Here is a 15,812-nt window from a genome sequence, read left to right on the forward strand (position 1 = left end):
TAATAATTGCGAACTGCCTTTAATTAATAATTGAGAACTGCCTTTAATTAAAAATTGAGAACTGCGTCAATGGAGTAGTCACCTGCACCAATAAAGGCTACGCCGATGACGACGACCAGCAAGACGAGCGGATACTCGTAACCATTAGCAGTTGACCAAAGTCCGTTAGGGGCATGCACTTTCACAATGGCACCCAGCATCGTCAGTGCGATAAGTATCGCGGCTAGAGGTGTCAAGAAACCGATCGTAAACAGCGCACCACCGACCAACTCCATCAATCCGGCCAATATCGCCATTGCCACCCCCGGCTTCAATCCGATGGATTCCATAAATCCTCCGGTACCTTTGGGACCATACCCGCCGAACACCCCGAACAACTTCTGAGCTCCATGACCGACGAACAGTAAACCGATGACTACACGAATAATTAACAAACCAAATGCCATCATAATAACCAACCTCCATCTTTTTTGTTTAATTCACTTTATCCTAAAAATATAATTCCTAGTTCTAAGATAAATTTATCCTAACATTAGGATGTTTGTCTGTCAATAGGTTTTTCGTAACTGCGTAAAATAACTACGACTGACCCATACACTCGTCGATCGCTAGCAAACAAAACTTACCCTGAAAGGGAATTCCGGCTATGGAAATAGATGTGGAAGAGCCTTTAATAAGCTTGAGGCGGAGTTGGGGTTACGGCGAGGAGTTGTTCTAAATATTCGAGTATTTCGTTGGTGGTTGGGGTTTGTGGTGGGGAGTTGTTCTAATTATTCGATCAATTCGTGCATCGCAGGGGCTTTTGCGGGGAGTTGTTCTAATTATGCAGCTTGATCAAATTTTCTCCCGCTTGCACATAAGGCGTCATATTCACGCTTTTGTAGAAGGGATCCTGCCAGCTTGCAGTCTCTAACGCACGCAGTCGATGCCCGTCTATCGATCTTGCAAAGGAGGGTCTTGATTTATCCAATTCCATTCATTATTCTCTACAAAAATACTTACTGCCTGACCAAAAGTTAGACCCCATTCTTGAAATGAAGAAATCACCTCAACAAATTCTAGTACTTTTTCTTTAGTCGGGTTAATCATCATTTCATTTGCCATTTGGATATAGTTAGCGGGTTTGTCGGCTGCTTTTTCTACAAATTTCATTAATGATTTATGGCAAGGAAACAAGATTCGGTTATGTGCTAAAATCATTCTAGAAGCAAACAAAACTAAATTACTTATAGAATGGTTTAACAAATAATTGTTACCTTGTTCCAATGCTTGGATTGCAAAATATTTGCCGTATAACAAGACTTGCGCATAAAAATCAGTTAAGTTCTTCGTTCTATTCTTCTCGGGGTATATTGGAATTTGAGCTATAATTTCTTCAAAGCCTGATATTCTAGAAAATACAACCGTAGAACCGATAAAAGATGCTCTCGTAGGTTCACTGCCTCTATTAACTGCTTGTTTCAAGAAATCTATATTTATTATCTTTCCATCAATATAGCCGCCCGAGTATCCACATATTTCATCGTTGAAAAAAAATAGATTATTTTCCTTTAATCTTATTACAAATTCTTCATCTTTCACAACGAGATAAACATCTATATCTGAACTATCTTTTGCAGTACCTTTAGCAATTGAACCAGCTAGAATTATCGCTAAAAATTCCTCTTTGTCCCTTAAATAACTAATTAAGTTGTTGATTGCTGCCTGATGATGTTCTTTCATTCCTTAATGTACCTCCTGAATAATTGTATTATCATTACACCGGTTTCTGAAAACGAGCTTGTATTCACGACGCCCCACACCTTAAGGTCCATAGGACCGGCCGTGACGCGGTTAATTACTGATTGCCCAGGGCTCACTTGAGTATTTTTGTAAGTAATCCCTCTACCATCCATTATATATCCACGTTTTGGAAGGTATTCGTTGGAACGTCCTTATAAAGGCGACACCATCTAATCAGAGAGAAGGCAATATCTCCATCTGTAGTACAATGTCGAGAAAGCGGCCGAGGATGAACAGCGGTTAGGCACGCGAAAACGATATGAGAAATACTTCCAGGTTCACGAAACAACGGTAAGAGGGAGTACAGTGGTGGCGAAGCAAGCGGCGATTGACGAGGCTAAGAAAAACTGTGGCTATTTCGCATTGATCCGGAATGTTCTGTCCGACCCGGTCGTGATCTTCGAATCGGTGAGATCACTAACCCGCAACGAGAACTGTTTCAGCAATTAGGCGTGACGCCGCCCGCCTCGTTATGAGTGGGCGGGCATGCAGGGAAGAGTGCGAAATCTACTTCAATAGTTGTTTTATGAGACTTTCCATAGCCGATTCTTCCATGCCCACAAATGTAGAAAATCTACTTTCTATTTCATTCAATAACAACTTGTTTTTCGTTATAAAATACCTTAAGTACATATTTCTAACCACTGTGACTTTATCCTCAATTCCTAAAAAAGTGTCACTTAGAGATGTGCATTGTTGAATTATTTTTTGCTGCATCAAGTTCTGAATCATAATCCTCATGAACTTTTTATGATCAAGCAACACTGGCAGCACTCTATAATCTATAATATATTCTCCTTCTTTTTGCATTTGTATTTCGGTTTGAATACGTTTCAGAGTGTCAACACCATATATCTTTTCTTCCAATAGGCCGAAAGTTAGATCGCATCTATATCGAGGAGAACTACGCTTAGAATGCAAATAATCTTCCAATGACCCTATAATAAGCTCTTTATTTAATGCGACCTCTACATCTCCATTATATTTGTACAGTTCGATTCCCCAATTATATCCTGGTATTTCTTCATATCCCTTTTTAATATCTTCAAAAGAACATTTCTCGAATTTGAATATTCCGTTAACAAAAAAATCCGCAGTATAAAAAAATTTTTTTTCTTTATTATATCCATAAATAAAGATTGGATGCATGAACTCAAACGATTGATAAGCTGCATAAGGTTTAATATAGAAACCCTCAACTTCAGTATAAATATAGAAACCATTATCAATACAATCTATAAAAATATCTACAATATCCTTTCTATCATTAATATTTCTTGGTAATGTTTCCCTAATAAGAAAAGGACAATTTAATAAAGAGTATGAATTTATAGCTAGCCAAGGTGCCGTTCCGACATAAAAATCCAAACTTGTAGGTAGGTCCAAATCTGCACTCGCTATCAATTGAATGTAGTTACTAAAGAACCAAGGTAAATATTTATCGTTACACGAAATTATTGACAAACAAGTTGCATGATGAGAATAAGAAGTAATTGGTGGAAAAGAAACTGCAAGTATTTTTTCCATATCGCCACCTCCAAAAATAATAATTTCCAGATCTATTGCAAGGATCAGTGGCTTGTATTAAGTAAAGAATGAAATCTCCCCGCAGCAGGCTGCAAGGATTGAATCGGAGAGATTAATTGAATGAAAAGGTACAATTACCCGCACACCTTAATTAATATATTTGTCATTATAAATATATCAAATGCATTAAACTTTATCAATAGTATTATTTTTCAATCCGGCCAATATCGCCATTGCCGCCCCCGGCTTCAATCCGATGGATTCCATCCATTGATTACACGAATAATTAACAAACCAATTGCCATCATAATAACCAACCTCCAATATTTTGCAAAAAAAAGAAGCCTGACTTCTCAAGCTTCTTGTTTCCATATCACATAAGTCCAGTTTACCCGTTTCGATACGAACGGGGAGTATGGCCTGTTCTCTTCTTGAACAGTTTGACAAAGAAACCTTTGTCCTGGTAACCGGTAGCTTCCGCAATTTCGGAAACGGATAGACGAGTCGTTCTCAGAAGCTCGCAACTGAGCTCAATACGCAGGTTCTGAACGTACTGAGTGAAGGTAAAACCCATCTCTTTGGTGAACAATCGATGGAAATGCCGCTCGCTCAGTCCGGTCGCGATTGCGACTTGACCAGCTGTAATCGGGCCGGCAAAATGGTTGCGAATGAGTAAAATTGCCGTGCCAAGTATTCTCTCCGTTTTCGCCGGGACATCGCTCTCCAATTCGGTAAGATGCCGCTCCAACTCCGTTGCGAGAGCGATAAATAAGCTATGCATACGCGGTACAAAACCGATCTTTCGCAGGCGGAATTCCTGATAGGCATGAACCAGCAGCGTGCGGAACGCACCGGAGGTATCCCGGATTCGTTTCCAGTCAGGTTGACCGGGGACAAGGTTAAGTAAGTAAAGCGCAGTCGACAATGAGTCAAGCCCTGGAAATCGCTGCAACGCTTCTGCAACACGATCGGCCATGAAGATAAAGTTGTAAACAACAAGGGGATACTCAGGATCGGTTGACCGGGGACGGAACACATGCGAAGTGCCCAGAGGCAAAATAAACAGATCTCCAGGGCTCACTCTAAGAGTTTCATCACCGATATAATGAACTCCATTCCCCTCAGCGACATAACAAATCTCCGTAAACTCGTGTTCGTGCAGTTGCAAAGAGTAAGATTCGGAAATGCGACTCACGTTGTAAGGCAATTCTTCGTCGAAGTAAATATGAGCTGGCGTAATCTCAATCGCTTTTCTAACCATAAGAGCCCCTTTCTGTGTCAGGATTACCCTCTATATTGGCAGATTCACCTCTTTTTTGTCCAGCCCGGAAAGGTATAATGAGAGAAAAACCAACCATTTAACAGGAGGTAACCCAATTGAAGATTACAGGACTGAAAACGGAGTATACGGTTACGCCTATTGGCATAGACACTTTGGAGCCAAGATTAAGCTGGCGGTTGGAATCCGATACCCGAGGCACGAAACAAAAATCCTATCAAATCCTTGTTTCCTCCAATCTAGAAGCCCTCTCGGCTCATGATGGCGAGGTTTGGAATACAGGGCCTATCCTTTCCGATCAATCTCACGCTATTCGGTATGCAGGTAAAGGCCTAACATCCGGACAGCGTTACTATTGGAAGGTAAGAGTTTGGGAACAAACCGATTCCCCAAGCGATTGGAGTGAACCGACTTGGTGGGAAATGGGGCTATTGCAAGAGACAGACTGGCAGGGAAAATGGATTGGCGGGACTACGGTTCCATCGGATACCGAAGCTGCTGCGCCTTTATTGCGAACAACAGTCCAATTGGATAAGCGAATTGCGAACGCCAGAGCCTACATTTGCGGACTCGGTTATTATGAATTATGGATTAACGGGGCAAAAATCGGCAACAACGTATTGGACCCGGGGTTTACGAATTATGATCGACGCGCGTTTTATGTAACTCATGATATTACAACTAACCTGAGCAAAGGGATCAATTGCATAGGCGTTGAGCTGGGGCGAGGCTTTTACTCCATCCAAACCAAGAATGTGTGGAATTGGGAGCAAGCCTCTTGGAATAGCGAGCCGAAATTGCTTATCCAGGTGAATATCACATTTGAGGACGGGACAAGCCAGTGGGTTGCAAGCGATGAAACTTGGCGTACGGCATCCGGGCCGAGATTGAAAAATTCGTTGTACAGCGGAGAAGTATACGATGCAAGGCTTGAAAAATCGGGTTGGACATCCACGGATTACGACGATGCCGATTGGTCCAAAGCCGCTTTGGTAACGCCGCTTCCGGTGAAGCTGCAATCGCAAATCATCCCGCCGATTCAAATCATCGAAACCGTCCAACCTATAAGTATCAGGCACACGGATACAGGTCGTTATATCGTTGATTTCGGCATCAACATCGTTGGCTGGGTTGAATTCCGAGTTCAAGGCAATGCCGGCCAATCCTTGCAACTCCGCTATGGTGAAAAATTAAATCCCGACGATACGGTATATAACGAAAATTCGTATGTACACGCGGAAAGCCAAACGGATCATTATATTTTATGTGGAAATGGAATTGAGGTTTGGGAGCCGACTTTCAGCTACAAAGGTTTTCGTTATGTGCAGTTGGATAATTGGCCAGAAGCTCCGGGTTTAGATAGCATCACCGGTAAAATTGTACGTTCGTCGGTTAGAACTACAGGGAGATTTAACAGTTCAAACCCTTTATTAAATCAAATTTACGAAGCAACGAATCGTACCATCCTTAATAATCTGCATAGCATACCTACCGATACTCCGGTTTATGAAAAGAATGGCTGGACGGGGGATGCGCATCTAATCGCGGAGACCGCCAATCATAGCTTTGACCTATTGCTCTTCTGGGAGAAGTGGGTGCAAGATATCCAAGATTGCCAAAAGCCGGATGGGGCGATCCCCCTCATCGTGCCTGCATCCGCGTGGGGATGGGATCATGCGCCGGTTTGGACCTCCGTATATGTTCTGATTCCATGGTACCTTTATATGCATTATGGAGATCGCAGTGTATTGGAGCGGCATTATAGCACTATGAAAGCATATGCGGATTGGGAAATTTCCAAGCTCAATGAGGATTATACTGCGCATAGCGTTCTTGGAGACTGGGTTCCGCCTGGAAGTACAGATTGGAGCCCTCCGGAAGGATCGCGATTGATGGCGGCGGCTTACGTATTCCATATTTTAAAGACCGTAGGTCAAATTGCCGAAGTCGTGGGATCGGATTCGGATGTCAAACAATACAGCTATGTGGCGAACAAGATTGCGGAGAGCTTTCATGCGACCTTTTTCAATCGCGATAAAGGAATTTACGAAACGGAAATCGAAGCCGGTTATCGGCAAGCCTCCAATCTCATTCCGCTTGCATTCGGACTCACTCCTAACGAAGATAAAGATCAGGTCGTTCAGCATTTAATGCATGACATCATTAACGTACGCGATAAGCATCTGAATACGGGAATCATCGGCACGAAATACATTTTGCCTGTGCTTACCGATTTGGGATTCGGCGATATTGCCTATGCTATCGCCGATCAAAGGACTTATCCGAGCTGGGGATTCTGGCTGGAAAATGGCATTCATACGCTTATGGAAGAATGGGAATTGAAGTCGCGATCGCAAAACCATTATATGTTCGGCACGATTGTGGAGTGGTTTTATAAATATCTCGCTGGTATTCAACCTAAAGCTCCAGGGTATCAATCATTTACAGTAAAGCCGCATATTGTGGGTTCGCTCACGCAGGTTTCCGCTGAAATGGAGACCGTGTACGGTCAGTTACTGGTGTCTTGGCAGCTATCCATTGATGGAGATTACAGCCTGATTGTTACGGTTCCTGCAAACTCTCAAGCAACAATATTCATCCCGGCTGCTTATTCAGATGGTGTAACAGAAAGTGGAGTTGCACTGGAATTTGCACGGGACGTAAAAGCGATTGACATTGCCACTAAGGATTATGCAGTCTGTCAAGTGAATTCAGGAACATATCATTTCCGCTCGCGCATCCTTCCAAGTCAACTAACCAGGAGGACTCTATGATTGGAAATCAGCCAGAATTGGCAGAGCTTATTGAACGCTTTACCGGCCGGGACGGAGTTCACTCGACGGTCATACCTTCGCTCCATTTAATTCGCTGCTCCAATATCACAACGCCTATACACACAGTCCATGAACCTGCTTTGTGTTTGGTTGCCCAAGGCAGCAAAGTGGTCATGTTGGAACAGATGAGCTATCAGTACGGAATTTCCAACTATCTTGTTATTTCTGTGGATTTGCCGATTTCCGGCCAGGTCATCCAAGCGTCAGCCGAAGCACCTTATTTGTGTCTTCGGCTTGATATTGATCCCAACCAAATCTTCGACATTATGAAAGATTCTGATCTGCATTCGGATAAAGCGGGAGAATTCCATCGGGGCTTGTATATAAGTAAAACGAAGTCTACTCTTCTGGATTGTGTAGTCAGGCTTGTTCGCCTTTTGGAAACTCCGCAGGATGTTTCAGTAATTGCGCCGTTGGTTATTCGTGAGATTCTTTATAGGATTCTGAATGATGAACAAGGGAATACCTTGAAACAGCTTGCCATGACCGGCAGTAATTCATATCGCATCGCGAAAGTCATTAAACAAATCAAGCAGGATTATGACAAACCATTAAAAGTTGAGGAATTGGCCAAACTCGCCAATATGAGTTCTTCATCACTGCATCGCCATTTTAAAGATGTGACGGTCATGAGCCCATTGCAATATCAAAAAAAATTACGATTGCAAGAAGCCCGCCGCCTTTTGTTAACCTTGTCGGCAGATGCAGCAGATGTTGGCTTCCGCGTTGGTTATGAGAGTCCATCCCAATTCAGCCGTGAATATGTCCGATTATTTGGCCTGCCTCCGATAAGTGATATCAAACGAATGCGCATGCTGCCGAATTGGCAATCTTTGTGAAAATTCGTAGTGAAAGCACTAAGTTAATGCGATAAGAAGATTTTTTTCGCAACGCTTATCGCATTCAAAACTTTTGGAAATCCCGTATATATACGGGAAACATTGTAGTAGTGCTTCTATCGCTTTCTTGTCTTGTTAAACCTACATTGATAGCTGCATTGAGATGAACGTGCAACTGCGGCTCGCATCCGTCGATTTCTTGAAGTTTTGCCAAACCTCTCTCCCGTCGTTCTCCTGTATTAATTAAAGCCATTAAGTTGATTTGGAGTATCTCCTAATGATATTAATCCTAGAGCATTACGAATACTCGTATATTTTTGCATAATTGTCTAAAAACAAGGCTGAGTTCCAGATAATTGTTGTTAGAAGGTCAGCGTTTGAATTTCAGGGAGATGCTCGAAATAATCGACTAATTCCTCTGGAAATGGCCCAATTGCTGGGAGTTACTCGAAATAATCGACTAATTCCTCTGGAAATGGCCCAATTGCAGGAAGTTACTCGAAATAATCGATTAATTCCTCTGGGAAAGACCAAATTGCAGGGAGTTGCTCGAAATAATCGATTAATTCCTCTGCCATACCCACCTAAGCAACAATTGCGCGGAACACAGCCAAAAACAAACTGCATACAATGCCGAAAACTCCGATGTCAGGGATGCCTTCTTTTCCAAATTTCGAAATTAGATTCTTCACGATTATTTCTTGGAGGATTGTGCAATAACCGTATACGAATCGTCTATCGTATCAGCTCCTGTATATTCTATACTTTATTCAAGAAGAGGCCCTTCACAATAAACCGATAAGAAAAAGGAGAGAGCAATATGGAGAACAGGAACCCTGCAAGACAAACATCTTATGTAGGTATGTGGGTTACCCGGGATGGATACATCCGACATGAGCTTCTGCCTAACGGACGTTACGATGAGGCACGCGGCAATCGGAAAAGCGCATATCAAGGTCGCTATACCCTTAACGGAGACCATATCGACTACGTAGACGATACCGGATTTACGGCTGAAGGAGATTTTCGAGATGGTATTCTCTACCACGCAGGCATGATTTTATACCGGGAAGAATAACCGATTTGGAAAGGATGTAGACAAACGTGTCAAGCACCTTGGCGATATTCATTATTTCACTTACGATCCCACGAATAGATGGGGAATTCACCGAACCCTGCTCGGAGGATTATCGCTTAATGTTGTAGCACTAATTCTGATCGCGCTGGTTGTCCAATCTCCAGTGATTTTAATCCCAATGTTGATGTTATGGTCATTCGCGACTTGGTCTCCGGGTCCTCCACAGCAGTTGCACCTCATGACGCTCGCTCCTGAATCTTCGGGAATTATGCTCAGCTTGAATAATTCAGTCATTCAGGTTGCCATGGCAGTCGGTGCTGGAATCGGCGGCGGTGCCGCAAAGCAAATATCGCTTTACTCCGTTACCTGGTTTGCGGCCGTTGGAATTGCTTTAGCCGTAGCAGCAGTCATCTTATCACTAAGATATGTCAGATCCACCTCCAGCCAAAGGTCCGGTAGACAATCTATTTTAGAAGCTTAAACAATGAAGTGCACCCCTTAGAATAGACATTGGTCAAACCCTCGGGTTTAGTCGACCTTATTCTATGGGGTGCATTTTATGCTAGTAAATCAGTTGACAATCAATATTTAATCATGCCAACTGAATCGATGAAATCCGTATTATCTCCACTTGTCGTCGTTCCCTCAAACTTGATCGTATGATTTCCCGTTGTTAATGCAATCGTATTGCTTGTAAACGAATTAAAGCTGGTAGAGGCCGGAGAAAAAGCTCCCACAAAGTTATTGTCTACATAGACATTGAAGGTTTGCAGGCCTCCATAAAAGAAATTCGTCCCATCCCACCTCGCTTGCCTCTTAGCTGCCAGAAAATTAATCGCATACGTACCCGCAGATACATTAGTCAAAGTTTGCTGCATCGAACCGGTGCCTTGAATAAATGCCGTTTGAGCTCCCTCAGGCGCATAGGCGGCATAGAAGGATCCCCCAGTGCCCGTTCTCTGAATACCCGCACCGTTACTGCCGCTCTGCACGGAAAAGGTCCAACCGGCCGAAGCGGGGTTATAAATATAATCTGCGGTGGTCGGCCCCTCAAAGCCTGCATTGGATGGGATATTGCTTTGATAACAACCTTTTGCGACATTAGGAACCGGATCGCCGAAGACAGCATTGGTACAGGCCGCTGTACTGGTTTTGATACCATAGTTATATTTGCTTTGAGCTCCATAAGCAACGGTTTTCGTATCAGAAAACGAACATTGTTGATTCTCGTCCGCACAGTACGTCCAAATTCCGGGTGTCGGCGGAAGCTGTGTATCACTTATTTCGCAATGCTTGGCCACGCCTGAAGTCGGATCGCCAAACTTGCTGTTATCACATGTTATCCCATTTGTAAACGTGCCGTACACAAAGGTCGTGCCTGAGCCGTAACGAACACCCTTCGTGCCGTTAAAGCTGCACGGATTCCCTTCCGCAGCACAGTTAATCCAAGCCGTTTGCGAGCCTGTATAGCTGAATGTTCTTGAGCCCGGCTGCACACCCCGAAAATAAATGTAGTTCGCATCCTGATCTGCGCTTGTAATGCCGGAAGACCCCGAGAAGCTCGTTCCGTTCCATACTGCAGTTCCATTAATGGATACCGTCCGGTTTGCGCCGAATTTAGGTATGCCAATCACTCCTGAAGAGCCTGTATTCGTCGTACTATCCACAAGCATGGAGAAAGAACTATTATTCGCACGATCATAGGATACTTTGACAAGCTTGCTTCCATCCATCGTTAATTGGCCTTCGACATGAGTTAAGTCACCCGGATGCGGAATAACGTTATATTGCTGTCCTTTTGGAGTCGTTGGCGTAATGCCTAACACAAAGAAAGTTAAAGCGGATGTCGGTCCGCTCGCCCAGGCATGCGAATAGCTTGTAAACCAATCGTATCCGGCGCTGCCATCTTGATTAATCGACTCCCAGAAGGTTTTTGTACCTTTGGGACTATTGTACATATAGCCCCATTCCTTACGCATCAAATTCAATCCGTCTACGTCATTGAACGCTTTAAAATGCGCTTGGATTTCCATTGAGCCCGGAAAGGTTGCAATTTCAAAATCATACTCCGGATTTCGTGATCCGTATGTGCTCCAATTCGATTTCAAGTAATTGCTGACGCTTGTACTTTTCGCAGCGGAATCCGGTACATCAAACCAAACCGCCAATGAATTTCCATCCTGCGGATAGATTAAGCTGGTCGGGTTATCTTTGTATGCGCCTTGATTTGCGTCCCAAAGCGTACTGTTGATATTCGCTTTCAAGGTCGCTGCCTCATTCGTATAGGTTGTTGCTAATGTTGAGTCTCCTTCAGCATTGGCCAGAATTGCACCCGTAATTAATGATCGGTATAACATCGCATTTTGGGCAATGCTTTCCTGATTATTCAGATTATCATAATGACGTGCCCAGTCAGATTTACTTGTCACCTTCAGCAAGCCATGTGAACCATTGACTTTCGCCCGAATATACGACATCCCTAATTTGTATTTTGTCCAAACTGAATTTAACCAGGTCAAATCTCCCGAATACAAATAGTAGTTATAGGTTGTAATTAACGTCCACATATGATAGGAATCCGAACCGCCAAAATTAAATGGGGGACCGGCATACGGGAGCTCTCCTGTGGTTGCATTCTGGCTGTCAAACATACGCTGCAGCGCATTTTTCGTAGATAACGTATCATTTATGGATGCATAGGCCGTCGGAGTGGATATTCCCATATCTCCGGGCCATACGGCGCGGTCGCGTTTCGCTCCATCCCCCAGCACGGATGTGCCCCCGCTGATTGTGGCGCTATTATCCCAGCCATAATCATTACGCCACACCCTTCCTTGGGTTGGAACTATGGTATTGGTTTGTAAAGTATATGCACCCGAATACCAAAGCTTATTAATCAGATCATCATTGCTGTAGAAATAATTGGGATAGGCGCTCGGATTCGACATTAACGGAACTGCAGTGAAATTCAATGAAACTTGACCTACATGGACCCAACCGCCCGAATTCATAAAAATCGTTAAATAACGAAAACCGCCGCGCAGTTTGTTTGCCGGCATTGTATAGGAGCTTGCTCCCGTCGTAGTAATGCTGGCGTATACGGCCCCATCCGTGCTATAGTTCAATCCGGCATTAATTGCACTGTTTGAACTGTCGCTATTCGTCCCCACGTTATCGCTTGATTCGGAGAAAGCCAAACCTACCGATTCATTATTACTACTAGCTTCTGGAAAGTTAACGGTTATAATGCCTCCAACCTCCTTGCCGAAATCAAGGACAACATAAGACCCCGCACCCAGAATAAGCGCAGCGCCTCCAGTTATGATATTATTCGGATTTTGAACGGTTCCATTCGTTGCATAGATTGAGATAGGCGATACTGTTCGTGTAGTCGGCGCAAGGTTATATTGATCCCAAACTGCCGCACTTGCTGTTGTAGCAAAAATAGGGATAGTAATCATTGAAAACAATAGAGTATATATGAATGCCCTGATTGAAGTGTTCTTGATTTTCAAGTGGATCATCCTCTCTCGATTAAATAATTTTACTCATGAAAAAAAGAGAAGCCCCCCCTTCGATTAATGACAAGAGAGGCTTCTATTGTTAGAAGAAAACTATTTAGTTAATCGTTATCTTATCCACCGTTACAGTTGCCACATCATTGTAATATACTCTGTATTCCAGTTGATGGTTAAGGGTCGTTTGATTAAATGTCAGACTGAAATCCTGGTACTGGTTCGCTCCCGTGAATTGCTGTCTCAATATATTCTGCGAAGCCAAGGTCACCCCTGCTGTAGCATCCCATATATCAATGGAAGCTACTTGCGCGTTGTTAACCGTATTGTTGTCCACCTTCATTCTAAAGGTAATCTTTCTGTTGCCGATCGGAACGTTGGAATCGTACGGTCCATATACCATATGAGTTGCATTGTCCTGGGTAGGGTTTGCCTGCCAGCCGTCTCCAACCGCACGCCCGGTGGCATGCCCCAAAACGGTACCTTCAGCCTCATACTTGCCTATTCTGGTTGTTGTCGTGACCTTATCGATGCTAATCTTAGCATTATCCTTGTAGCCTGCCCTGAATTCCAACGGATGACCGGAAACGTTCGTGTAACTCAAACTGAAATCCTGGTAAACGTCGTTGGCCTTGAACTGGTTCCTGTATACATCGAAGGCCGCCAGATCCAGCCCCGTTGTACCATCTCTTACATCAAGCCTAAGAACGTTGTCGTTATTCCCCGCAATGGAATCAATCTTTACCTTAAAGGTCGTCGTAAGCTGACCTGACGGGAACGTAGTGACATATGGGCCCCAAAGCATGAAATCCGCACTGTCTTGAGCTACATTTGCCGACCATGAATCCCCGTCTGCCCGACCAACGTTATGGTTGAATGGCGACGTCGCATAGCTTGTATTTTCCGCTTCATACGTTTTTACAACTGTAGAAGGATCTGTAGGCAAGTTGTAATATTCCCTCATTAGCTGGAAGTAGTTATCAGGCGTTACAAAAACAATGTTGCTATTGGCGCTGTAATTGTTTACGGCATCGATCATGTTCTGATAGGTCAGGTCCCACGGCACTGCCTGGATCGATACGAACCTCGGAGCCGTCCCGCTCCACCCGGCAATGGCGCCATTGATTTCACTAATGACTGAGGAATACGTGGAACAGTAGGTCGCGTTGAGCGCTTGCGCCGGTAACACATTGTTATACTGCGTAACCTGTCCGCCGGCTTGCATGCCCGTCAATCCCAGAAGGGAAGGCGCATTTTGGGCAAAGCTGTTACCGACGTTGACATTGATTCCGCCCAGGATGGTGTTCCAAACCGTAATCACTTTAAGACCGGAACGATTGGAATAATCATTGCTTAACGTAATATAGTTGTCCAGATATCCTTGATTGGCCCAATAATTCGGATAGGTGTATCCCACTCCTGTCGGGCCGCCGATCAAGTTATCGTTCGGCGTAGAAGTGTTGTATAAGTAGTTCAACACGCCGGGCATCGCATCCAGCATGGCTGGCGATACGGTCCACCCTAATGGAATCGTACCCCTGTTGGGAGCATCCCACAACTTGCTTGTTTTAAAATGATGCTCTAAATACTGCAAGTTATCTCCATCGCTCATGATCAATGAGACATAAATTTTATTTTGTAACGCCGGCTTATTCGCCAAAGGTTTGACATTGACGGTCCTGGAAGTCCCGCCGAATACGGTCAAGTTTGAAGAGAAATCGCTTGCAATCGTAGTAACCCCATATTCAGATGTTCTCGTGACGCCTACGCCTTCATCCGGCCACCATCCCATATAGGTTCCGGTTCCATCATGCGGCATACCGGATAAAAACTGCCTTAATATCGTATCCTCAGCCGGAACACTCGGATCAAGCCATATCGTAGCTGCTCCGACTGCAATGGCATAATCACGCAGGAAGCCTTTTATTTTCGGATTCAACCCGACAATGACCCTATGAGTCACCGATGACCAGTAGTTATTATAGAGATACTGATACACTTGGACCTTCGTCGTAAACACGCCGCGCAAATCGTTCAGGATCGGCAGGTTGTACGGCGCACCGGTCAGCTTGGTTACCTGTGCTGACGAAGCGACAATGCCTCCGTTAAGCGATGCGATCGTCGTGGCTAGATTCACGGTGTCCGGTACTGCATCATCGTAGATGACGATACCGCTTATCTCGCTTCTATATTTGGTAATAAGGCTATAGTTGTCCGTCACATCCACATGACCTATTCCAAGCGAATTCAACCAATTATATTTCCCGTCTTCTCCTCGTACCGCATTGTCATAGGTGTAAATTCGGGGCTGGGTTTTATTCACCAAGCCTTTTACGGTTGAGAAAAGAACGGCATCGTCTTCCATCGCCTTCGGGTTCGTTCCCACGGCGCCGGCCCGGACAAAAGACCCGCCATACCAGTAAACCCTGAATTCGAGACCATGCCCAGGCGCGGGATTAGTGAAGGTGAGATTAAAAGTCTGCATGGAGTATGTGCCGGTCCATTCCATCCTTGTGACATCTCTCGCAGCCAAAGTCAGCCCGGTCGTATTGTCTCTGACGTCGATCCTCACGATCGGATCGTTATTCGCCGTATTGTTATCAACGGCCAATTCAAAGAAAGCCGTATTGACGCCTGCAGGAATGTTAGTTGCATACGGTCCATAAATCATAAAATCATTCCCGTGATCGATACCGGTTTGTACAATCCAATTGTTCCCGTCCAGATGACCGGTCGAATGCGATACCTGGGGACCATTTGACTGATATTTGTATTCCGTTGTCGTATCCATCACGTCCAGCGTAGCTGCCGGTGCTGGGAACGAAGGAAGAACCTGTCCCGCTGGCCAGCTAATTGCAGCAGCTGCAGATGAAACAAATACTGTTAAATTAACCGTTGCCGCTAACAAAATGACTATGAGCGACATTGAAAACGCTTTTTTAGTTTTCATTAACTTTT

General features: G+C 44.2%; 11 protein-coding genes. 5 read left to right on the forward strand and 6 right to left on the reverse strand.

Annotated elements, in window-relative coordinates:
• Nucleotides 1-47: 47 nt before the first annotated feature.
• Entirely contained in the window at nucleotides 48-449 is a 402-nt protein-coding gene (locus K7P76_RS06795) for a DoxX family protein (RefSeq protein ID WP_232184421.1), read from the reverse strand.
• A 484-nt stretch (nucleotides 450-933) separates the two neighbouring features.
• Complete coding sequence (locus K7P76_RS06800; RefSeq protein ID WP_232184423.1) at nucleotides 934-1,722, reverse strand: nucleotidyltransferase domain-containing protein; 789 nt, start codon at nucleotides 1,720-1,722, stop codon at nucleotides 934-936.
• Nucleotides 1,723-2,088: 366 nt separating this feature from the next.
• On the opposite strand from K7P76_RS06800, the gene K7P76_RS06805 reads away from it, so the two are divergent.
• Nucleotides 2,089-2,232: a hypothetical protein gene (locus K7P76_RS06805; protein WP_232184425.1), complete on the forward strand. Its 144-nt coding sequence runs from the start codon at nucleotides 2,089-2,091 to the stop codon at nucleotides 2,230-2,232.
• A 57-nt stretch (nucleotides 2,233-2,289) separates the two neighbouring features.
• Here the strand turns inward: K7P76_RS06805 and K7P76_RS06810 are convergent, their stop codons facing one another.
• Nucleotides 2,290-3,309, reverse strand: a complete 1,020-nt coding sequence (locus tag K7P76_RS06810; RefSeq protein ID WP_232184426.1) for a hypothetical protein — start codon at nucleotides 3,307-3,309, stop codon at nucleotides 2,290-2,292.
• Nucleotides 3,310-3,697: 388 nt separating this feature from the next.
• Nucleotides 3,698-4,570 carry an AraC family transcriptional regulator gene (locus tag K7P76_RS06815; RefSeq protein ID WP_232184427.1) on the reverse strand — a complete coding sequence of 291 codons (873 nt, stop codon included), beginning with the start codon at nucleotides 4,568-4,570 and terminating at the stop codon, nucleotides 3,698-3,700.
• A 116-nt stretch (nucleotides 4,571-4,686) separates the two neighbouring features.
• Here K7P76_RS06815 and K7P76_RS06820 point away from each other — a divergent pair, with 116 nt between their 5' ends.
• The 4 genes from K7P76_RS06820 (at nucleotide 4,687) to K7P76_RS06835 (ending at nucleotide 9,820) form a co-directional block, all read left to right on the forward strand.
• Nucleotides 4,687-7,362: a family 78 glycoside hydrolase catalytic domain gene (locus tag K7P76_RS06820; RefSeq protein WP_232184428.1), complete on the forward strand. Its 2,676-nt coding sequence runs from the start codon at nucleotides 4,687-4,689 to the stop codon at nucleotides 7,360-7,362.
• Complete coding sequence (locus K7P76_RS06825; protein WP_232184429.1) at nucleotides 7,359-8,261, forward strand: AraC family transcriptional regulator; 903 nt, start codon at nucleotides 7,359-7,361, stop codon at nucleotides 8,259-8,261. The genes K7P76_RS06820 and K7P76_RS06825 overlap by 4 nt, the downstream gene beginning before the upstream one ends.
• A gap of 820 nt (nucleotides 8,262-9,081) precedes the next feature.
• The gene (locus tag K7P76_RS06830) at nucleotides 9,082-9,339 is read left to right on the forward strand and encodes an Atu4866 domain-containing protein (protein WP_232184430.1); all 258 of its coding nucleotides are present in this window, start codon (nucleotides 9,082-9,084) and stop codon (nucleotides 9,337-9,339) included.
• A gap of 238 nt (nucleotides 9,340-9,577) precedes the next feature.
• On the forward strand, nucleotides 9,578-9,820 hold the full coding sequence (locus tag K7P76_RS06835) for a hypothetical protein (protein ID WP_232184431.1): 243 nt from the start codon (nucleotides 9,578-9,580) through the stop codon (nucleotides 9,818-9,820).
• A gap of 100 nt (nucleotides 9,821-9,920) precedes the next feature.
• On the opposite strand, the gene K7P76_RS06840 is transcribed toward K7P76_RS06835, so the two are convergent.
• Together K7P76_RS06840 and K7P76_RS06845 are read right to left on the reverse strand one after the other, a co-directional pair.
• On the reverse strand, nucleotides 9,921-12,854 hold the full coding sequence (locus K7P76_RS06840) for an alpha-L-rhamnosidase-related protein (RefSeq protein WP_232184432.1): 2,934 nt from the start codon (nucleotides 12,852-12,854) through the stop codon (nucleotides 9,921-9,923).
• 103 nt (nucleotides 12,855-12,957) lie between these two features.
• Entirely contained in the window at nucleotides 12,958-15,804 is a 2,847-nt protein-coding gene (locus tag K7P76_RS06845; RefSeq protein WP_232184433.1) for a GxGYxYP domain-containing protein, read from the reverse strand.
• Nucleotides 15,805-15,812 lie beyond the last annotated feature (8 nt).

This window comes from Cohnella silvisoli (genome assembly GCF_021190915.1).
In the GTDB taxonomy this organism is placed as follows: Bacteria; Bacillota; Bacilli; order Paenibacillales; family Paenibacillaceae; genus Cohnella; species Cohnella silvisoli.

What these genes read in the sequence shown, in the direction of transcription:
- K7P76_RS06795 (WP_232184421.1), bottom strand. Translation starts at nt 449, where the DNA reads ATGATGGCATTTGGTTTGTTAATTATTCGTGTAGTCATCGGTTTACTG.
- K7P76_RS06815 (WP_232184427.1), bottom strand. Translation starts at nt 4,570, where the DNA reads ATGGTTAGAAAAGCGATTGAGATTACGCCAGCTCATATTTACTTCGAC.
- K7P76_RS06835 (WP_232184431.1), top strand. Translation starts at nt 9,578, where the DNA reads ATGACGCTCGCTCCTGAATCTTCGGGAATTATGCTCAGCTTGAATAAT.
- K7P76_RS06800 (WP_232184423.1), bottom strand. Translation starts at nt 1,722, where the DNA reads ATGAAAGAACATCATCAGGCAGCAATCAACAACTTAATTAGTTATTTA.
- K7P76_RS06845 (WP_232184433.1), bottom strand. Translation starts at nt 15,804, where the DNA reads ATGAAAACTAAAAAAGCGTTTTCAATGTCGCTCATAGTCATTTTGTTA.
- K7P76_RS06825 (WP_232184429.1), top strand. Translation starts at nt 7,359, where the DNA reads ATGATTGGAAATCAGCCAGAATTGGCAGAGCTTATTGAACGCTTTACC.
- K7P76_RS06830 (WP_232184430.1), top strand. Translation starts at nt 9,082, where the DNA reads ATGGAGAACAGGAACCCTGCAAGACAAACATCTTATGTAGGTATGTGG.
- K7P76_RS06810 (WP_232184426.1), bottom strand. Translation starts at nt 3,309, where the DNA reads ATGGAAAAAATACTTGCAGTTTCTTTTCCACCAATTACTTCTTATTCT.